The sequence below is a fragment of the Bifidobacterium scardovii JCM 12489 = DSM 13734 genome (assembly GCF_001042635.1).
In the GTDB taxonomy this organism is placed as follows: domain Bacteria; phylum Actinomycetota; class Actinomycetes; order Actinomycetales; family Bifidobacteriaceae; genus Bifidobacterium; species Bifidobacterium scardovii.
On the sequence record NZ_AP012331.1, the window covers coordinates 2352352 to 2373486 of the forward strand.

The 21135-nt window shown below is 63.9% G+C and carries 14 protein-coding genes and 2 pseudogenes; 1 reads left to right on the forward strand and 15 read right to left on the reverse strand.

Translation table 11 applies throughout. The annotated features are described in order from the left end of the window. Nucleotides 1-115 precede the first annotated feature (115 nt). The 13 genes and pseudogenes from BBSC_RS09640 to BBSC_RS09695 form a co-directional block, all read right to left on the reverse strand. Entirely contained in the window at nt 116-2131 is a 2016-nt protein-coding gene (locus BBSC_RS09640) for an ABC transporter ATP-binding protein (RefSeq protein ID WP_033517878.1), read from the reverse strand. Next, nucleotides 2128-4086, reverse strand: coding sequence for an ABC transporter ATP-binding protein (locus BBSC_RS09645; RefSeq protein WP_375713304.1), 1959 nt, complete (start codon nt 4084-4086; stop codon nt 2128-2130). Before BBSC_RS09645 ends, BBSC_RS09640 begins: the two co-directional genes overlap by 4 nt. 17 nt (nt 4087-4103) lie before the next feature. Then, on the reverse strand, nt 4104-4649 hold the full coding sequence (locus tag BBSC_RS09650) for a MarR family winged helix-turn-helix transcriptional regulator (protein WP_081892911.1): 546 nt from the start codon (nt 4647-4649) through the stop codon (nt 4104-4106). Nucleotides 4650-4859: 210 nt separating this feature from the next. Then, nucleotides 4860-5063 (reverse strand): annotated as a pseudogene (locus BBSC_RS09655) (hypothetical protein); the annotation flags it as partial. A 196-nt stretch (nt 5064-5259) separates the two neighbouring features. Continuing rightward, nucleotides 5260-6708 carry a hypothetical protein gene (locus BBSC_RS09660; RefSeq protein WP_033517883.1) on the reverse strand — a complete coding sequence of 483 codons (1449 nt, stop codon included), beginning with the start codon at nt 6706-6708 and terminating at the stop codon, nt 5260-5262. Continuing rightward, nucleotides 6662-7783: an Ig-like domain-containing protein gene (locus tag BBSC_RS14270; protein WP_033517885.1), complete on the reverse strand. Its 1122-nt coding sequence runs from the start codon at nt 7781-7783 to the stop codon at nt 6662-6664. Before BBSC_RS14270 ends, BBSC_RS09660 begins: the two co-directional genes overlap by 47 nt. A 521-nt stretch (nt 7784-8304) precedes the next feature. Next, on the reverse strand, nt 8305-10563 hold the full coding sequence (locus BBSC_RS09670; RefSeq protein WP_033519120.1) for an exo-alpha-(1->6)-L-arabinopyranosidase: 2259 nt from the start codon (nt 10561-10563) through the stop codon (nt 8305-8307). 396 nt (nt 10564-10959) lie between these two features. Then, nucleotides 10960-12153, reverse strand: a complete 1194-nt coding sequence (locus tag BBSC_RS09675; RefSeq protein WP_033519121.1) for a glycoside hydrolase family 5 protein — start codon at nt 12151-12153, stop codon at nt 10960-10962. 11 nt (nt 12154-12164) lie between these two features. Continuing rightward, nucleotides 12165-12566 carry a nucleotidyltransferase substrate binding protein gene (locus BBSC_RS09680; RefSeq protein ID WP_033519122.1) on the reverse strand — a complete coding sequence of 134 codons (402 nt, stop codon included), beginning with the start codon at nt 12564-12566 and terminating at the stop codon, nt 12165-12167. Next, complete coding sequence (locus BBSC_RS13400; RefSeq protein ID WP_049183469.1) at nt 12553-12840, reverse strand: nucleotidyltransferase family protein; 288 nt, start codon at nt 12838-12840, stop codon at nt 12553-12555. The genes BBSC_RS09680 and BBSC_RS13400 overlap by 14 nt, the downstream gene beginning before the upstream one ends. A 110-nt stretch (nt 12841-12950) precedes the next feature. Further along, nucleotides 12951-13424 (reverse strand): annotated as a pseudogene (locus BBSC_RS09685) (ABC transporter permease); the annotation flags it as partial. Nucleotides 13425-13642: 218 nt separating this feature from the next. Next, nucleotides 13643-15997 (reverse strand): glycoside hydrolase family 3 N-terminal domain-containing protein, encoded by a 2355-nt coding sequence (locus BBSC_RS09690; RefSeq protein ID WP_033519124.1) that lies wholly within the window; start codon nt 15995-15997, stop codon nt 13643-13645. Between the two features lie 129 nt (nt 15998-16126). After that, complete coding sequence (locus tag BBSC_RS09695) at nt 16127-16765, reverse strand: TetR/AcrR family transcriptional regulator (protein WP_033519125.1); 639 nt, start codon at nt 16763-16765, stop codon at nt 16127-16129. A gap of 109 nt (nt 16766-16874) precedes the next feature. On the opposite strand from BBSC_RS09695, the gene BBSC_RS09700 reads away from it, so the two are divergent. Then, nucleotides 16875-18407: an ATP-binding protein gene (locus BBSC_RS09700; protein ID WP_081892909.1), complete on the forward strand. Its 1533-nt coding sequence runs from the start codon at nt 16875-16877 to the stop codon at nt 18405-18407. 189 nt (nt 18408-18596) lie between these two features. Here the strand turns inward: BBSC_RS09700 and BBSC_RS09705 are convergent, their stop codons facing one another. Both BBSC_RS09705 and BBSC_RS09710 read right to left on the reverse strand, forming a co-directional pair. Then, nucleotides 18597-19742, reverse strand: a complete 1146-nt coding sequence (locus BBSC_RS09705; RefSeq protein WP_033519126.1) for a hypothetical protein — start codon at nt 19740-19742, stop codon at nt 18597-18599. 81 nt (nt 19743-19823) lie between these two features. Continuing rightward, nucleotides 19824-21101, reverse strand: coding sequence for a glutamate-cysteine ligase family protein (locus BBSC_RS09710; RefSeq protein WP_033519165.1), 1278 nt, complete (start codon nt 21099-21101; stop codon nt 19824-19826). Nucleotides 21102-21135 lie beyond the last annotated feature (34 nt).

Genomic DNA, 21135 nt, shown 5'->3' on the forward strand with positions numbered 1-21135 from the left:
CCGGGGCGTCCCGTCGGATCATTCGTCGACACGGAGCCCGATCCCAAAAGATGGTCATAGCCCGAAGACCGAGCCATGACCACCCCAGTCGGCTGCCGCAGGCAGTCCGTTCCGATTACTCCAGCTCCACGGCACCCGTGTAAAGCTGGTAATATTCCCCTCGCTGCGCGATCAGCTCGTCGTGCGAGCCGCGCTCGATGATGTTGCCGTGATCGAGCACCATGATCACGTCGGAGTTGCGCACGGTGGACAGGCGGTGGGCGATGACGAAGACCGTACGGCCCTTCATCAGGTTGTCCATGCCGGCCTGCACGACCTCCTCGGTGCGGGTGTCGATCGACGACGTGGCCTCGTCGAGGATCAGCGCCGGCGGGTCGGCCACCGCGGCGCGCGCGATGGAGATCAGCTGGCGCTGGCCTTGGGACAGGCCGGAGCCGTCACCCTCGAGGATCGTGTCGTAGCCCTTGGGCAGCATGCGGATGAAGCCGTCCGCATTGACCAGGCGCGCGGCCTCGATGCACTCCGCATCGGTGGCGTTCAGGCGGCCGTACCGGATGTTGTCCATCACGGTGCCGGTGAACAGGTTCACGTCCTGCAGCACGATGCCCAGCGAGCGGCGCAGGTCGGGCTTCTTGATGCCGGCCACGGAGATGCCGTCGTACAGGATCTGCCCTTCCTGGATATCGTAGAAGCGGTTGATGAGGTTGGTCACCGTGGTCTTGCCGGCGCCGGTTGCGCCGACGAGCGCGATCTTCTGGCCGGGCTTGGCGAACCAGGTGATGTCGTGCAGCACCGGCTTGTCCGGGTTGTAGCCGAAGGTCACGTTGGTGAAGCGCACGTCGCCACGCAGCAGCGTGTAGCGCCCGTCAGGCGAGGTGATCGCCTGCTCCTTGGCCTTCATCGCCACGTCACGGGCGGAACCGCGCAGCTTCTCGGCGGCCTTCAGGGACCGCGTGCCGTCGTCGCCGGCCTCGCGCTTCCACGCCCAGTGGCCGGTCTCGCGGTCGACCTCTTTCATCGTGCGCCCGTCCTCGCCGAGTTCGACGTTGACGAGGGTGACGGTGCCGTTGTCGGACTCGATCGGCTCATCCATCAGCTTGAAGATACGCGAGGCGCCAGCGAGCGCCATCATCACCATGGTCAGCTGCTGGGAGACCTGGCCGATCGGGTTGATGAACGAGCGGGACAGGGTCAGCAGGGAGACGAGCGTGCCGAGGGTGAGCGGCTTGACGCCGGTCAGGCCGATGTCGTTGACGCCGGCCAGCGAGACGGCGGCGCCGATGATGGCGAGCAGGATGTACAGCAGGTAGCCCATGTTGCCGACGACCGGCATGGTGACATTGCCCCAGGTGTTCGCCTCGGCGGACGCCTCGAAGAGCTCCTCGTTCTTCTCGTCGAAGGTCTTCTGGGTGGCGTCTTCGTGGTTGAAGACCTTGATGACCTTCTGGCCGTTGACGGACTCCTCCACGAAGGCGTTCACGTCGCCGATCCACACCTGCTGCTTGACGAAGTAGCGGCCGGAGCGGCTCACGATCTTGCGCACGATAAAGTAGAGCAGGACGGTGAACACGATCACGAACGCGGTGAACGGGATCGAGAGCCACAGCATGGACAGCAGCGCCGCGATCGCGGAGATGATCGAGGAGAACATCTGCGGGAACGACTGCGAGATCGCCTGGCGCAGCGTATCGGTGTCGTTCGTGTAGTGGCTCATGATGTCGCCGTGCTCATGGCTGTCGAAATAGCGGATCGGCAGCTTCTGCTGGTGGGCGAACATGTCGTCGCGGATCTTCTTCAGCGTGCCCTGCTCGACGGTGACGATCAGCCACTGCCAGGCCCAGGACGCCACGATGCCGGCCACGTACAGGCAGCCCATGAACGTGATCGCGCGCAGCAGCGGCGCCCAGTCCGGGTTCGACTCCCCCACCATCGGCAGGATGTAGGTGTCGATCAGCGACTGGAGGAACAGCGCGGAACCGGCCTGCGCGGCGGCGCCGATCAGGATGCACGCCACGATGGCGATGACGCGCCACTTGTACTGGAAGATATAGCCGAAGATGCGCTTGATGGTGCCAGGTTCGGCTTTGCCCATGGCGGGCTTGCGGTTCTTGAAGCTCTGGTCGTTGCTCATCGCGCCTCTCCTTCCTTGGTGTCGGCCGCATCGGTATCGGTCGTGGGCATAGTTACTGTCACCGTCACGGTTTCGGCTGGCTCAGCGGCAACCGGTTCACCGGTAACCCCCTCAGTCGCCTGAGGCGACAGCTCCCCCTGCGAGGGGGAGCCAGAGATGGCGTCCGGCTGCGCCTGGTTCTTGGTCTGGGATTCGTAGATGGAACGGTATTCGTCGCAGGTGCCGAGCAGCTCGTCGTGCGTGCCAGAGGCCATGATGCGGCCGTTGTCCATCACGAGGATCATGTCGGATTCCTGCACGGAGGCCACGCGCTGGGCGATGATGATCTTCGTGGTGTCCGGGATCTCGTTGTGGAATGCGGCACGGATCAGCTTGTCGGTCCTGGTGTCGACGGCGCTGGTCGAATCGTCGAGGATCAGGATCTTCGGCTTCTTCAGCAGCGCGCGGGCGATGCACAGGCGCTGGCGCTGACCGCCGGAGACGTTGATGCCGCCCTGCTCGATGTACGTATCGTACTTGTCGGGGAATTCCTGGATGAATCCGTCGGCCTGCGCGAGCCGCGCGGCGTGACGGATCTCCTCGTCGGTGGCGTTCGGATTGCCCCAGCGCAGGTTTTCGGCGATGGTTCCAGAGAACAGCACGTTCTTCTGCAGCACCATGGCCGCCTGGTCGCGCAACGCCTCGAGGTCGTAGTCGCGCACGTCCACGCCGCCGACCTTGAGCGAACCGGAGCTCACGTCGTACAGTCGCGGCACGAGCTGCACCAGGCTCGACTTGGCCGAACCGGTGCCGCCGACGATGCCGACGGTCATGCCGGAGCGGATCGTGAGGTTGATGTCGTCGAGCACGGGCTTTTCGGAGCTGTCGGAGTAACGGAAGGTGACGTGGTCGAACTCGATGGAGCCATCGGCCATGCCGGTCACCGGATCGGCCGGGTCCGTCACGGTGCTTTCCTCCTGCAGCACCTGGCAGATGCGCTCGGCGGAGGCCTGGGAGATGATGGCCATGACGAAGATCATGGACAGCATCATCATGGCCATGAGGATCTGCATGGCATAGGTGACCAGCGCGGTCAGATCGCCGGTGGTCAGGCCCACGGCCGGGTTGTTGCCGGAGGCGACGATCTGCTGCGCGCCCATCCAGGCGATGAGGATCATCGAGGCGTAGACGCAGACCATCATCAGCGGGCTGTTGAAGCTCATGATGCGCTCGGCCTTGGTGAAGTCCTTGAAGATGCGCTCGGAGATGCGGCCGAACTTGGAGACCTCGAAGGACTCGCGGTTGTAGGACTTGACCACGCGGATGCCCTGCAGGTTCTCGTCGACCACGTTGTTCAGCGCGTCATAGGTGTGGAACACGCGCTCGAACACGGGGTGCACGAGCACGGCCAGCCCGCACAGGCCGATCGCGAGGATCGGGATGCAGGCCAGGAACACCAGGGAGATCGACGGGGAGATGCGGAACGCGAAGATCCAGGCCACGATCACCATGATCGGGGCGCGCACGCCCATGCGGATCATCATCATGTAGGCGTTCTGCAGGTTCGTCACGTCGGTGGTCAGGCGGGTCACGATCGAGCCGGTGGAGAACCGGTCGATGTTGGTGAAGCTGAAGCCCTGCACCTTCTTGAACTGGTCCTGGCGCAGGTTCTTGGCGAAGCCGGCGCCGGCGATGGCCGCGAATTTTCCGGACAGGAAGCCGGCACCCAGCGAGACCACCGCGCAAAGCAACAGGATCACGCCGAATTTGATGGTGGCCGGCATGCTGCCGCCAGTGATGCCTTCATCGATCAGCGAGGCCATGATGGTCGGGATTAGGATTTCCAGGATGCCTTCGACCGCCACGAGCAACGGCGCCAGGATGCTGGCTTTCTTGTATTCGCGGATCGACTGGCCCAGCGTGCGAATGACATGCTTGGGCTTATCCGGCTCGACGGCTTTGCGCGACTGCGCAATTGCCTCTTCGGTATTGCTCACTTGTTCTCCTCCTTCGTGTCGTCTGTCGTCAGGTGGCGCGGAACCCCATCGTCCGGGGGGAACTGCCGGCGCAGCCGGCTGAGGGGATGTGCCGCTTCGAATTCGTTCTGCGCGCGCTCGAGGTTCTCTCGCATGCGCTGGATGTACTCCCACATCGTGGACTGTTCCTCGGCGGAAAAGCCCTCGACAAGGCGCCGTTCCATGTAGTCGCCGTTGGCCTTGAGGTCATTGACGATGGCGTCGGCCTTGTCGGTGAGCACGATCCGCTTGCATCGGGCGTCGTGGGCGACCGGCTCGCGCGAGATCAGCCCCTTTTTCTCCATCAGGGCCAGCACGCGGGACGCGGTCGACCGGGTGATGACGAATTTTTCCTCGATGGTGTGCTGGTAGATTTCCCTGCCCCGGTTGCGGGCCAGGAACACGATGATATGCGCGTTGCCGCCGGTCGCGATGCGCGCGGACTCCGGCATGGTTTCGCCCAGATATCGGTTGATCGCCTTGCTCAGCGACTGCATGTCAAGGCTGAGGGTCCGGTGCTCCATCACCTCTCCTTTCATGGGCGGCACGATGCGCGCGGTCGGCGCATCACGCACCCCCGAAAAGCACTCTAATGTGTATCATATACAACAGTTGTAGATACAACAATTGGCGTGTCGCGATGCCGCTGCACCATTATTCAGCAGGCTGACATGGCAACGCCGGAGATGATCGGCTTGCCCACGGACCGGCGGCCCACCGGCCCTCCGACCGGATCAGGCGACGGCCTCGACGCCGGTTTCGCCCCCGTACACCGCGCCCCCGTTGATGGAGTCGCATCCGGCCACCCTGCCGGCATACTCGCGGCGCAGCCGGTCCACCTCGTGTTCCAGCTCGTCGATGCGGCGGACCTGCTGGGCGATCAGCAGATCGCGCATATCGTGCCGGCCGACGCTCATGCGCAGCTTCGGTGCGAACGCATACCCGCTCTCATGCTCCGCAACGCCGCCGTCATCCGCCTCGCCCGACGACGCCGCGACGTCATCTACAGCATGCTCAAAAACGGAACCCTCCACCAAGACCCCGCCCTCGCAGCCTGAACGCCACGACGAACACGCCGGACACCGCCAGCGGGACGAAGCACGCCCGAAAACACCCCACCAGAACCCCGGCGCATCAACCCCTACAAAGTTGACAAAAACATAGGAACACCCCCCACTCCGCCTTGTTGGTATAGCTGTTCGTCGTATGGCTCAGGTCGTTCCAGAAGGAATCATCCTTGATGGAAACGGCGTAGCGAATGGCGATGACGTGCGCCTTACCGTCCTTGTTGTAGCCATCGTCGATGGTGAACGTCACCGGGGTAGTGCCGTCGTCGGCGGTGGTGCCTGCCGTCGCATTGAAATGCTCAGCGATGGTGTAATCGCCTACAAAGGGGTACACGTAGTAATCATTTTCGTAGAACGCCGCTGTCGGCGCATGAGCGCCTTCCGTCACCAGCGTCGCGCCCTTCGGCAACGTGTCGGTCACGGTGATGTTACCCTTGGTGGTCTTGTCCGTACGAACAAGCAACTGGTAGTACAGGATGCCATTGGTCTTGCCGTAATCGACCTTGGTGTTCCCGGAGTGGTCAACGTACGACACCTTGCCGTTGCCGTCCACCGTACCAACCATCTTCTCAAGCGGCTTGTCCTTGGTGTGGTCGTGCGTGGCATCGGCGTGATGTCCACCGACCTGAGCCGTGTTCTTGAACGTCCAAGTACTATCTGTGGCGATACCTGAATAGTCGATGACCGTGGCGTAGCTCAGCGACAATCCCGACGCCGCGACCGTCTCGCCATCAGCGTTGGCGACGATCGCGTTGCCGTCCTTATCGGTGTACTTCGGCGTCACGGTGATGGAGAAGCTCTTCACCTGCGTCGTGCCGTCGGTCGCCTCAACAGTATTGCCATCCTTATCGGCGTACGTAACGGAGATATTGAACTGCTTGTTCATCGCGGCATAGTCCAGTGATGAACCGTCCGACAACGTCATTCGCAGGTTCTGCTCGATGGCCCGTTGCACTTCCGCCGCGATGGCGTAATGGGTGCCTTCGCCCTGATCCGTGCCCGTGGCCTTATCGACCGCGTTGGTGATCGTATCGGTGAAGGTGAGGGTTTTCCAACTGGCCGGAATCGTCACGTTGGCATTCCAGCGGGTATCGGTCTTGCCATCCGCACGGTCCGTTTCGCTGCCGTCGTTCGACTTGGTGACGCCCCAATCGCGCTTCGCGACATCGACCGTGCCGGTGGACGTTTTGCCGTCCCCCTCGCCGGGCTTATTGATAGTGGCCTGGTTCTCGACCTGGGCCTTATGCCCAGCTTCGCTTTGCGGGACATTGGTCTGATAGGCGATGGTATACGTCTTCGCGGTCGAGCCCTCAGGGAACGTATAGCCGTTGCTCATGAACTCCTGCGCCGAAACCGTGCGCTTCGACCCGTCGCTGCCGGTGATGACGACATCGCCTTGGATGTCGACGCCGTCGGTCTGCAATGCGTCGGTAACCTTCTCGCCGCCGAGATCGGAGCAGGTGATGGTGTTACCGCTCGTGGTGCATCCGGAGTTGTTGACGATGATGGTCCACATGATCAGGTCCTTTGTGGAATCGTACCAACCTTTTTTTCTGAATCCGTGACTCGATGGTTTCGGTATGCCACATGTTCCCGTGACTGTTTCCACCGTCCGCTTCGGCAGCGTTATCCACCTGACCTGAACCATCACCAGCGGTGCCGTCAAGCACGACATCGTATGTGAGGATGTACTTCTCACCCGCACCGAGCTCTGGCAAATTATCGACAGTGAATCCGGGGAGCTTGTTGTTCGACGCATCGTTCGTGTCGCTGACCTTGCCACTGATATTTACATCGGATACAGTGCCATCCGCCGAGACCTTGACGACCTTGATGGTGTCCTTGTCATATGTCGCCGCGCCACCGCCGGTGACGTTCTTCAGCTGGTCCTTCAGCGTGACCGGACCGGAGCCGGTACCGTTCACGGTGGATGCGGTGACCGTATAGGAGATCACCACCTTGTCGCCGTCCTGCCTGGAATGGCTTGCGGTTTTGGTGACGGTCAGGTCGTTCTGATCATCCCTCTTCTCGATGGTGACCTTGCCGGTATCACCACCGAAATCGATGTCGCTGCTGTCTCCGCTCCCCTGCTTTTCGGCCGTGCCTTGGAAGGTGATATTGCCCGAGAACGCTTCACCGGTCGCGAAGTTGTCGTTGAACGTGATGGTGATCTTGCCGTCGGTTTCGATGGTGTAGGTGCCGACAGGCGTGTTGCTTTGGTACACCGTGCCGGATTCGTCCTGAATCGGCCTCACACCGGCGGGCAGCTGATACGTGATTTCCTGATTCTCGCCCGTAACCGTACCGGCCGGCATTGTATAGTCAATGGATACCTTAATACCATCGCCATCGGTAACGGAAGTGACTGGCACCCAACTGCCATTTTCCAGCTTGAAAACCACCGCGTTGGTGATGTACTGCTCAAACCCCACGGCAGCATTGACGCTGGACTCGAGTGCATAGGAGGACGAGGCCGGAACCAGCACCAACATGAGCATCGTGCACAGCGCGGCGACGAATGCGATCACGCGCGCGAACACGCCGTATCGCGCGCTGCCTTCCTCACGAAGGCCCTTCAGCCTCTCGAACATGCCATCTTCCTTAGGCTTTCACCCGCACCCCATCCGCCGATCCGCGGCGGGGGGTGCGATCCCACGTCCTCTCTGGACGCTCACACAACACAACATAGCGATCGGGTGACGGTTCCGGCGACCCCCGAATAAGGTTCGCGAAAGCGCACGTAAACCTGATTCCGGGGGCATTTCACCCGTTTTTCTCACATTCGACATGTTCGTTATGCCCCGTAAAACGCCGTCAAAAAAACTGGTATAACGGGGGTTTAACTCGCCCGACCACGCTCGATCGCACCCCACCATGACGTATGTTCATCCCCGAACTACGTACTCCCCCATGCTCCCGCCCTCTCGTCTCCACGCACCCGCACCCGACCCCATCGTCTCGGCGAGACACGGCCATACAACAAACGCGGCGGGGCGGCCGGACACACTCCGTGTCCGGCCGCCCCGCCGCGTTGTGCCAACCGCCCCTCGGTCTCGCTTCGCGAGCCGGCTCCCGCCAGCGGGAGCATGCCCGAATCCGAGGGCGGCGAACCCTACTTGGTCAGCCTGGCGTATTCGTCGAGCATGAACCGGGTGATCGACTTGCCGCCCTCGCTCATCAGCGTCGGCAGCGAGTTGATCGGCATGGCCATAAGGAACATGTTCATCATGGCGTTGTCGGGCAGCTTCGGCAGCTCGCCGGCCTCGCCCGCGGCGGCCACCGCGGCCATCACCTTGGCGCCGATAGGGTCGGACGACCATTCGCCATAGGTCGACCATGCGGTGAGCGGCTGCGTCTTGCCGTCGCCCTCGAGGGCGACCGTCACGGTGGCGGCGATGTCGCGCGAGCTGGTTCCGATCTCGACCGCGTATTCGCCGGACTCGATGTGCCAGTCATCGTATCGCTCGGACCAGTAGGCGAAGGCGCGCTCGTCGAGGTCGATGGCCACATCCGCCGACTCGCCGGCCTTGAGGAACACCTTCACGAAGCCCTTGAGCTCGTGGCGCGGCCGGGCCACGTCGGCCTTGCCAGGCGCCACGTACACCTGCACGGTTTCGGCGCCGTCCACACCGGAGGTGTTGGTCACGGTGGCGGTGACGACGGCGGCGTTCGCGCCGGTCCTAGCCACGGCCGCCTTGGAGATCTCGAAGGTGGCGTAGCTCAGGCCGTAGCCAAAGGGATAGCCGACGGCCTTGCCGTAGGTGTCGTAGTAGCGGTAGCCGACGAACACGCCTTCGCCGTAGTCGACGTGGCCTTCCTCGCCGGGCCAGTTGACCATGCTCGGGTCGTCGTTGATATCCATCGGTATCGTCTGCGCCAGCTTGCCGGACGGGCTCGTCCGGCCGAAGATCACGTCGGCGAGCGCCGGGCCGCCAGCTTGGCCGAGCAGCCACGATTCGAGGATGCCCTTCGCGCGGCCGGCCCATGGGGCCACGGAAACGGCGGAGCCGTTGGACAGCACGACGACCACCTGATCGTTCGCGGCGGCGACGGCGTCGAGCAGCGCGATCTGCTTGGCGGGAATGTCGAGGGTTTCGCGGTCGAAGCCTTCGGATTCGGCGGCTTCCGGCAATCCGAGGAACATGAGCACGGTGTCGGCGCGCTTCGCCGCGTCGACGGCCTGCGCCTCCAGAGCGGGATCGGCCGGTTCGAGGTCGAGCGTGAAGCCGGGGGCGAATTCGGCCGCGATGCCGCGCTCGTCGAGCGCGTCGAGGAAGCTGGTCATCCTGGTCGGGGTGATATGCGAGGAACCGCCGCCCTGATAGCGCGGGGTGCGGGCGAATTCGCCGATCACGGCGATCTTCTGTCCGGAGGCCGCGTCGGCGTCGAGCGGCAGGATCGCGCCGTCGTTCTTGAGCATGACGATGGATTCGACGGCGGCCTGGTGGGCCACCTCGTCGTGGGCGTCCACGTCGAAGCGGTAATCGTCGACGCTCATCGCCGCGCGGGTCCTGTTCACCAGATCGATCATGCCCTGGGCCATCGCGTCGAGCTGGGCCGGGGCGATGCGGCCGTCACGGGCGGCGTGGACGATCTCGTCGTCGGTGTAGCTCGGCGGCATTTCGAGGTTGAGACCGGCGTTGAGGGAAGCCACGCGGTCGTGGTCGGCGCCCCAGTCGGACATGACGATGCCCTCGAAGCCCCATTCGCCGCGCAGCACGTCGGTGAGCAGCCAGCGGTTCTGCGCGGAGTATACGCCGTTGATCCTGTTGTAGGAGCACATGACGGTCCACGGCTGGGCGGTTTTGACGATGTGTTCGAAGGCCGGCAGATAGATCTCGCGCAGGGCGCGCGGGCCGATGTTGGCGGAGATGCGCAGGCGGTCGGTCTCCTGATTGTTGGCGGCGAAGTGCTTCAGGGACGTGCCGACGCCCTTGGACTGCACGCCCTCGACGATGCCGATCGCCTCGTGACCGGCCAGATACGGGTCTTCGGACCAGTATTCGAAGCAGCGCCCGCCGAGCGGGTTGCGCTTGATGTTGACGCCGGGGCCGAGGATGACCGCCACCTTCTCCTGGATGCACTCCTCGCCCATCGCCTCGCCGACCTTGCGGATCAGTTCCGGGTTCCACGAGCTGGACAGGCCGGCAGCTGGCGGGAAGCAGGTGGCCGGCACGGAGGCGTCGAGATCGGTCTCGCCGGCGCTGGAGGCGAGGGATTTGCGCAGGCCATGGGGGCCGTCGGTGATCATGTAGCCGGGGATGCCCTTGGACTCGACGCCCTGCAGATGCCAGACATCGCCGCCCGAGGTGAGGGATGCCTTCTCCTCGAGGGTCAGATCCTTGACGGATGGATAGGTCGATTCGCTCATGAGGCCTCTTTCTTTCGCTGCCGGATGGTCCGGTTATTCGATTATCTGGTTGCCGACGTGCCGTGTTATCCGGTCCGCCGGATGGTCCCGCGCAGCATGCTCCCCAATGACGCGCACCGCACGCGCCGGTTTGGCGCCCCACCCCATGCCCAGGCTCGTCCATGAGCCCGGCCATTGGTGACGCGCTGGCTACCGGCTGGTAATTAGATTATCAAATATGGCGGCGCAAACGCCACAGCCAAGTGAAATGCCATCGCTCAGCCACACAGGCACCGGCGCGGGCATACGGCGGCAACGGCGCGGGACCGTGCCGGTCCGCACCGTGTAATCCGCACCGAAAACACACCCATCCGAGCCGAAAACACATCAGCCCGTATCACAAGGGCACACGAACCGCTACATCCAACCGGCGTGCCAGACGTGGGTGAGGTCCCAGGGATCGAATCGCCGCGCATCCGCCCGTGAATCGGGGCCACGCAGGAGAGCGCGATCGCCGCGCAGCTGATAGCTCCAGTAGATCTGGCCCGCGGAGGCATCCCACGCCCGGCGTTGCATGGCGGCGACCTCACGGTAGACACCGCGTATGGCGGACGCGCCCCGAGCGGCGTCCGCATCGGTGGAATCGCCATCGTTTGCAGGCCCGGCGATCATCCGGATCGCCAGATTGTTGGCCACGCACCACTCCCCGACGATCACCGGCGTGTACCGGGAGGCCGAACGGATGCGGCATGCGTTCCAGCGGACGAACAGACGGTAGCAGCCCATCATCCACCGCTCGGGAATCGCGCGGAGCAGCGGGAACCGTTCGGCCATGACCACGTAGACATGCGTGTCGAGCATGACGCCCCGCATGCCTTCGCGCACGAACCAGTCCCGCCAACGGCCCAGCCGGAAGCCGTCGTGGAACACGATGATGTGATGCTCGGCCAGAATCGGGCGCAACCGGCGGTACGCCGCGCGGTAGAACCGTTTGAGAAAGACCATCGGAACCGGCCCGCTTCCCCGCGCCTCGGCCTTGTCTTTCGCCTGTCGGCTCGACGGGGAGGTGGCATACGTCAGCCAATCGATCGGCTCGTTGAGCACTTCGATGCCGAACAGCGCCGCGCGGCCCCGGTACCGAGCGGCCAGACGGGTCAGCACGCCCAGCGCGAAGGCGACCGCGCGCGGGCTGCGATGCCAGCGGACCACGCCGGTGAGGCCGCCGTTGTCGAATCCGTTCTGCGAGCCGGGCACGGTATGCAGGTCGATGAGGATCCTGAGCCCGGCGCGCTCGGCCCAGTCGAAGGCCTTGTCCAGATACCCGAGGCACCCGGGATGGCCGGGCACGTCCCCGAAAATGAAATACGGCACGGGGATGCGCACCAGATTGCAGCCATGCGCGGCGATGTTCCGGAAATCGGCTTCGGTGATATAGGTATCGCGATGCCGCCGCAGCAGGGTATCGAGCTCGGCCGGTTCCATGGCCCGGTGCAGCCGGATCTCGTCCTCCTCGCCGCTGGCCGCGAACAGCCCCGGCTTCATCCACTTCTCCAGCACCAGCCAGTTGCCGAGGCTCACCCCGTTGATCCGCTCGTCAATACCCAGCGTCATACACTGCCACGCTAATCGTTCAGCGCTTCGCCATAGCGAACGGCCAACCCCTGATTCACACGCTCGAATTCAGGAATGAAATCAGCGATGATGGCATCCACAAGACACCGAGCTCGTTCTTCATCGTAGATATGAGCGGAATCGTTGCGATCGCGCAGCATACGCAGCCACAACGATTCGTCCATGAAATCATAGTATTGAAAAGCGGTTTTGAGCACATCTCGCGGGGAACCGGAAGCGGAAACAGGGTCTCCCTCATAAGCCAGCAGCGCCTTGAACAGTTTCCAACCAAGCTCAAACTGCAACTCGAACTTGTCAATGATCCCGCTCTGGATGAAATCATTGCTGAGATCCTGTTCAGGAGCTTTGCGCAGTGAATTCAGCGCGGAAACGTAATTCTCATACTTTTTCATACAGCACCTTTCCGCTACGCTCAATCTCCGCCCTCAGCGATGAGGAAATCGGCTCATCCAGATTGATGACATCAACTTTAAGCAGTGACCACAGATTGTCCTGAAGGTTCTGTTCCAAGCGATTGAAATCGGGACATCCGGCCACGGCAAGATCGATATCGCTTTTAGGACGATTCACGCCCTTTGCTCGAGATCCGAATAGCACGACCTTGCGCGCACCGGCATCAGCGGCAAACGCACGGATCTGTTCGTACACATTCTCGATAGGGACCATGACGCCTCCCCGCTACATGCAGCAGTCCCGGACCACCCGTGTTTCTATCATACGGCCGTCGGACTAGATATGGGGTCCAGTCCGGAGGTCGATATCTCCAGCCGACCGCCCTACTCGGTGCGCAGCGCGATGACCGGGTCCTTGTGCGCGGCCTTGCGGGCGGGCAGCAGGCCGCCGATCAGGGTGATGGCCACGCTCAGGACCACGAGTATCGCCGCGTAGCCGATCGGCAGGGAGATGGTCAGCGTGCCGCCCGAGCCGAGCAGGCCGGCGACCATGGCGTTGGCGGGAATCGTGAGCAGCGCGGTCAGGCCAACGCCGAGCAGGCCGGAGCACAGGCCGATGATGATGGTCTCCGCGTTGAACACCTGCGAGATGTTGCGCTTCGAGGTGCCCAGCGCGCGCAGGATGCCGATCTCCTTGGTGCGTTCCATCACGGAGATGTGCGTGATGATGCCGATCATGATGCACGAGACGACCAGCGACACCGCCACGAACGCGATGAGCACATAGGTGATGATGTTGACGATCGAGGTGATCGAACTGGTCATCAGCGCCACGTAATCGGTATAGGTGATGCGGTGATCCGCACTCCCGAGGTGCTCGGCGTGCGTTGGGACGTCGAGCACATCACCGCCACCGACTGAATCCTTGCTTGTTAGGCAGATCGTTCGCCTCGTAGGCAGGTGGCCGGCAACAGGACGCTTTGATATCGCTGGTTTCCAAGGACGGTCGGGAGCAGGCGCCTGCCTACGAGGCGAACGATCTGCCTAACTGATGGCCGGCAGGCCCGAAAACCCGGCTACGCCACGGTGAAGGTGGCGCGCTTCAGGTCCTCGCTGCGCGACGAATGGCCGATGAGCAGCTCGAATTCGCCGGGTTCGACGATGCGGTTGGCGTCCGGATCGACGATGGTGCAGTCGGCGACCGGAATGTCGAAGGCGACGGTCGTGCTCTGCCCCGGTTCCAGCGCCACGCGCCGGAAGGCCTTGAGCTCGCGGTCGGTCCAGCTGTAGGAGGTCACGACGTCGCCGATGTAGGCCTGCACGACCTCCACGCCGGCACGGTCGCCGGTGTTGGCGAGCGCGATTTCGGCGTGCACGGTATCGGTCTTGGCGAAGGTGCCGTCGGCGTTCGATGCGCCGCCCACGATCGTCGGCTCGCCGTATGCGAACGTCGTGTAGCCCAGGCCCTCGCCAAACGCGAAGGCCGGATCCTGGGTGAGGTCGGCGTACCGGTCGCCGTGCTGGCCGCGGATCTGGTTGTAGTAGACCGGCAGCTGGCCGGCGTGGCGCGGGAAGGTGATCGGCAGTCGGCCGGACGGGTTGGTGACGCCGAGAATGATCTCGGCGATGGCCCGGCCGCCCTGCATGCCGGGGTTCGCGGCCCACAGGATGGAGCCGGTGCCGGTTGCCGGGTCGCCCGCGCGCTTGGCGAGCACGCCGGAATCGCCCACGATGGAGGCGGGCAGGATCTGCGGCTTGGAGCTGATGAGCACGGTGACCATCGGCTTGCCGGTTTCCTTGGCCACGGCGGCGAGCGCATCGAGCAACGCGTTCTGTCCGCCGAGCAGTTCGAGCGTGGCGGTGGAGCAGGTTTCGCCGACGAGCTGGACCACATCGCCGACCACGGCGACGATGAGGTCGGACCGGCGGGCGCTGGCCACGGCCTCGTCGATCAGGGCCTGGTCGACCGCCGCGGACACGCCGATCTTCGGTCGGGGCTGGCCGTCGGGGTAGAACTCGCCTTCCGGATCGGGCACGAGGTCGATGACGTTCGCCCCTCGCGAGTACGTGACGTCGCAATCCGAGCCGGCGAGTTCGCGGATGCCGTCGAGCACGGTGGCGATCATGCCCCGGGGCTGCCCGTCGGGCATCCAGTTGACCTGCCCGGAGTTACCGGCCCAATCGCCGAGCTGGTTCTGGGCGTCGTCGGCGAGCGGGCCGACCACGGCGATGCGCTTGGCCTTGCCCGCGGCGAACGGCAGGCCTCCGTCGTTGCGCAGCAGGGCCACGGATTCGCGGGCGATCTCCAGATTGAGCCTCTGGTGCCCGTCAGATCCGATGACCGCCTTGATGCGCTCGGCGTCCGGCAGGCGAGGGTCCTCGAACAGGCCGAGGCGGAACTTGACGGCGAGGATGCGCGCCACGGCCTCATCGATCAGCTTCTCGTCGAGCATGCCGGTCTTCACCGCCTCGATCGCGCCGTCGTAGAACTGCGGCGTGGTCATGATCAGGTCGTTGCCGGCCTTGACCGCGTCGGCGGCCGCGTGCGCATAGTCGGGCTTGACCTTCTGCTCCCAGACGGAACGGCCGACGTTGTCCCAGTCGGTGATGAGCATGCCGCCGTATTGCCACGCCCCGCGCAGCTTGTCGGTCAGCAGCCATCTGTTGAAGGTGACCGGCACGCCGTCGATGGACTCGTAGCCGAGCATGAACGTGCCGCAGCCCTCCCTGGCCACGCGTTCGAACGGCGGCAGGAACCAGGATTCGAGCTTGCGGTGGCTCAGGTCGGCTTCGGAGGCGTCGCGGCCGCCCTGGGTTTCGGAGTAGCCGGCGAAGTGCTTGGCGCAGGCGAGGATCGCGTCCTTGGGCAGGGCCTCGCCGGCCTTCGCCCCGCCCTGGTAGCCGCGCACGATGGCCGAGGCGAGTTCGCCGATCAGCACCGGGTCCTCGCCGAAGGTCTCGTCCACGCGCCCCCAGCGGGTGTCGCGCGCGATGCACAGCACCGGGGAGAAGGTCCAGTGCACGCCGGTGCAGGAGACCTCCTCGGCGGTGGCGCGGCCGGCGGCCTCGACCTTGGCGGCGTCCCAGCTGACGGCCATGCCGAGCTGGGAGGGGAAGATCGTGGCGCCGGGCCAGAAGGAGTAGCCGTGGATGCAATCGTCGCCGATGACCAGCGGAATGCCCAGGCGCGTCCGCTCGTTGACCAGCTTCACGGCCTTCGGCAGGTCGGACGGGCTGGTGTGCAGGATCGAGCCGACATGCTTGCCGACGATGAGATCCTCGAGGCCGCCGCTGCGCGCGTCGAGCTGCATCATCTGGCCGACCTTCTCCTCGAGGGTCATGCGGGACAGCAAGTCGGCGATGCGCTCGTCGGCGGGCAGGGCAGGATTCTTGTAGGGCAGGGTCGCGTCGGTGCCGGCGATGTCGCTCATATCGTTTCGCTTTCTTCGATGAAATCGAATGGTCAACCTTTAATTACCAATTGGTAGTTTAGCATGGCCGGCAGAGCGACACACGTCGACGGCCGGCACGACCCCGGCACGGAACGCGACGAGGCTCGGTCAGCGATACCCGTCCCAGACCGGCGAGGGGAAGATCATCGACTCGAGCTCGCACCACTCGTCGTACAGGTCGATCGGCGGGTCGCGCAGCCAGCGCAGCTGCACGCCGTCCATGATCGCCAGCGCCCGGCGCACCGTCGGCCGCACCTCCTCGAAGGAGGCGAATTCCGGAGGGATCAGCCAATCGAATCCGGAATAGTACCGCCATATCGATTCCTGGCGGTTCGCAAACTCGTCGTGCAGCGGATGGCTGGGATTGAACGATTCGACCTGCAGCACGGAGAACAGCTGCACCATCATGCGCCGGCGCGAATTATGGCGCACCAGAAAGCGCAGATACGCGGGCAGCCGCAGATCGCCCGGGTCGCCGCCCGGCAACCCCGACGCCATGAAGTCGTCGACGTTACCGGTGACGTTGTAGTTCTCGAGATACACCATGGCGAGCAGATTGTCCTTGCTGCCGATGTAGCGCAGCACCCCCTGCTTGGTGACGCCGACCGCGTCGGCCACGTCCTGTATCGAGATGCCGTTGTACCCGCGTTCGGAGATCAGGCGGACCGCCGCATCGAGGATCTCGCGCCGGCGCTCCTCGGGAGCCTTGCGGATGCGTTTGCGCTGCGACGGGATTTCGGATGCCATACCCGCCAGTCTATCGGACCGGCGCCGCCCGCGCGCCATCGCATCGCGGCAAAGTCCCATCGATGATCTACGATGAATTCATCGATGATGATACGGGTAAGGAAACGCCATGGTCCGTTTACGGGAAAGCGCCACAGTAGAGTTCAAAAGACAGCTTGTCGACGCGGTGAAACGTGAAATCATCGCCTTCGCCAATACCGACGGAGGCGATCTGTACATCGGTGTCGACGACGAGGGGATTCCCGTGGGCGTCGCGGATCCGGACTCCGTCATGGGCGGCGTCGGCGATATGATCCGCAACGCCGTAAAGCCCGATCTGACGGCGTACACCACCATCGAACACGAGCAGCTGGAAGACGAGAGCGGCATCATGCACAGCGTCGTCCACGTCACCGTGCTCAGAGGCGTCCACCGCCCCTATTATCTGGCGTCCAAAGGGCTTAAGCCGACCGGCGTCTTCATCCGGCACGGCGTGTCCGCGGTTCCCGCAGGCGAGGAACGAATCCGTCAGATGATTCGAGACGACGACAGAACCGCATTCGACGCCGCCACAAGCATCAATCAGGATCTGACATTCGAGTACACAGCCAGGATATTCCGCCGGCAACAGCTGCCTTGGGGCGAATCGCAGCAGCGTTCGCTGGGGCTGATCAATCCGGATGGGCTGTATACCAACGCGGCGCTGCTCATCTCCGATCAGTGCCAGCACAGCGTCAAATGCGCGGTCTATCAGGACGGCTCCAAGTCGCGGTTCCTCGCGCGCCAGGAATTCCGCGGTTCCATATTGCAGCAATTGGACGAGGCGTGCCGCTACCTGGAACTCAACAATCCGATGCGCTCCGATGTCGTCGGCCTGTACCGGAACGACTCATGCGCCTACCCCGAGCCCGCTCTCAGAGAGGCGCTCATCAACGCCGTGGCCCATAGGGATTATGACTGTTCGGGGCCGACGCTCGTCAGTATTTTCTCCGACCGCATCGATTTCACGTCGCTGGGAGGACTGGTCAAAGGCCTGACCCTGATGGATCTTACCAACGGCATCTCGCAGCCCCGGAACGCGGTTCTGGCGAACACCTTGTACCGGCTGAGACTCATCGAAAGCTATGGCAGCGGCATTCCCAAGATCATGGAGGAGTATGCGGGCAACAGCACCGCCCCGGCCATCCGGGTCACGCCCGGAGCATTCACGATAACGCTGCCGCACCTCGACCACGACGGCGGAGACCGCGGGGCACCGGGCAGCCGCCCCGCACCGGGTACCGGCAGCTGGTTCACCGCGAGGAATCCCTTCCCCGCGGGGCCCGTCATTCGCACGAGCGGGGAAACGCAGACCGCCGTCCTCTCCGGCTATCCAACCGGCGAAGGCGCCGGCACGCTTGTCCTGGTGCCGGCAGCCGGCACAACCGGCACCGCCGTGAACGGCGGCGCCGACCCAATCGAGGATCATCCTTCCAGCACACTGGAGGAGCTCACCCTGGAGCTCATCGCACGATCGGGGTCCGGCATCTCCCGGTTGGAAATCCAGCAGCGGCTCGGCATCAACAAGAACCGAGCCGCCTACGTATTGCGCAAACTCGAGCATGAGGGCAGCATCGTGTCAACCGGCGCCGCCCGCAACACCCGCTATGCCGTCGCGCAGTGAACCGTTGCGCCGTGTGGCGTCACACAGCGAGACGTCACATGGTGAGACGACGAAGAATGCCGGCACGGCGGGATCGCGCATGCGTGCGCGTATACGACGCAGCGCAAGCAGCGTCCCGGGCCCGGTGCCCGGCCGGGGCGGCGACGGCAATGCATAACGCCGGCCATGACTGCCGCCGGCCATTGGCGGTCACTCCGGCTTGACGCCGTCGCGAATGGCCAGATTGAGCCGGCGTTCGATATCGGCCGCCTTGGCCTTCGCCTTGGCGCGGTCGAGCGGTTTGCTCTCGTCGTAGTAGTCGAGGTAAGGGGCCATAAGCCGGCGGAAACTCGCCGCGTCGCGTGCGGTCAGCTGGTTCTGGTCGCCGTCGTACAGGGCCTTCCATTGGATCCACGACCCGGAGGTGACCGGCAGCACCGTGTTGGTGCGGGCCTCGACGATCGCGAAGGTGCCGGGGACCGACTGGGACGCGTCATCGGTGAGCTGCCCGGATTCGAGCATCTCCTTGGCGCGCAGCGAATCGCAGGTGTACCAGTATCGCAGCTTGCCGCTGTCGGGGTCCTGCTCGGTGACGAGCTTGGGGAAGATCAGATTGCGGCGTTCGATCGATGCCTCATCGTAGGCGGTCCACTCCACCTCGTTGGCGACCGGATCGTAGTGGCGCGTGCTGTACGGCTTCTCCCACGACGTATCGTATCGGGTTTCCTGCAGCCACATCGCGGCGTCATCGGCCCAGCTGAAATACCAGACCGACCATACGCAGTGATTCAGCTCCAAACCGTCAAGCCATGCCCGCAGATCGTCGATCGTCGTGGCCTCGCTCATGCGCAGCTCGTCGTAGGCGCCCCCATAGAAATGCGTCTGTTCCTGCAGGCGTCCGATCTCGCCGTCGAGCTGCTCGTCGGTCGGCTGCGGCCCGTCGCTCCCCGATGCCGGTGCCGCAGCATCCGCCGACGCCGCGCCCACGGCCCGGCCATCGGGATCGCGGCAGATCGCGCCGAAACCGGGAACGTGTTCGAACGCCACCCGGCGCACCTCGTCGGGCGTCCGCGCCTCGATCATGCCGGGGCAGTCCCTGAGATGGTCGAGCTTGAGACCAAGGTTGATGACGTAGTGCCGCAGACAGTACCGTGACGCGTGATCGTCCTTGCAGTCCGGGTAGCTGCAGTACTCCAGAATGTAGTGATCGGCCAGCTCGGAGCACCAGCCGTCCTCCCAGTCGCATGAGCTGGGGCCGTCGCCGCCGAAGAAATCCGGCACATCGGGCTCCGCCGGTTCCAGGTCCGTCAATGCGCCGGCCCGCTCCTCGACCGTTACATCGGTATCCGTATCCACGCTTCGCTCCTTGAACGGAAACACGCATGGGCGGCAAGACGGGAAACGCCCTGCCGCCCAAACCTTCCTGTCTGCCGCAGATTACTCCTGGAACACGTCGGGATGCTTCGGGTCGCCGGGGACGTCGGACAGCAACCCCTCGAGCCCCAGGAACTCCTTCCAGAAGTCGAGCGGCTGGCCGTACGGCGTGGACTCTCGGCCATGCGCCTGCAGATTGGCCTTGGCCTCGAGCACCTCCTCCTCGCTGATGCCGTCGAAGTAGCTCTCCAGACGGTCGCGGTGCTCGGGCACGTAGAACAGGGAGGAGACGATTTCGGTCAGGCGTTCGGCGCGCTCGATGGGCAGGGAGTCCCAGTGGCGCAGCTCGATGAAGTTCTTCAGGCGCACGTCGTTGAAGTGCGTGGAGATGATGTGATTGATCTCGTACGGGTTGAGCTCGCGGTCCGGGTACACCTCCCCCGCGTTCTCGCGGAAGGCCGCGCGGTGCAGTTCCTTGGGGCTCGCCCCGGAGGCCACGACCTCGGGCGTGTGCGTCAGATCGGCGAACATGAGCGGCGTGGACAGCACGTCGATCGCGTAATCCTCCCAACCGTAGCGCGGGTCGAACAGGCCCGGCAGCACGTTGGTGCGCTGGAAGTCGAGATAGTCCCACATGCGCTGGCGCAGCAGCGGCCACGGGTTCGTCTCCCCTTCGAAATACGGGGTGTTGCGGAAGAAGTACGCCAGGATCGGGCCGATGACGGTGCCGAGGCGCATCTTGTCGATGGCGTCGCGCTCGTCCACGTAGTCGATGCTGACCTGGGTGGAGGCGGAGCAGCGCATCATGCAGGGACCGAACTGGCCGACGCGGCCGAGGTAGTCGGTCATCGCATCGTAGCGGTCCTTGGGGTTGACCGGCACATCGGCGAAGCTGGACTTGGGCTGATACCCGTAGTTGACCAGACGGAAATCGAGGTCGTCGAGAATCGGATCGAGTTCGCGGCGGAATTTCGAATACAGCGTGTTCAGGTCGGACGGCTTGTTAAGGATGCCGATGGAGGTCTCCACCTGCCCGCCCGGCTCCAGCGACACGGCGACACCCGGGCGGCCGAGGCCCACCAGATGCCCGTTCTCCCAGTACTCCTTCTCCTCGTCGTAGTACGGGGCGAGGCGCTTGAGCAGCGCTTCGATGCCGTTGGGCTCGTAATACGTCACGGCGGTGTCGTCGCTGTTGTGCACCGGAAGATGCTCGATCTCCACGCCGAACCCACCGGTGCCGCGTTGCGAACGCCCGTTCTCGAAGAACCTGAGCAGGCTTTCGACGTGCTTGGGATTCGGCTTGGCCAGCAGATGGGCGTAACTGATGCGCGGTGTTGTCATGCGCCCAAGCATATCGGATGCGCGCCGGCCACGC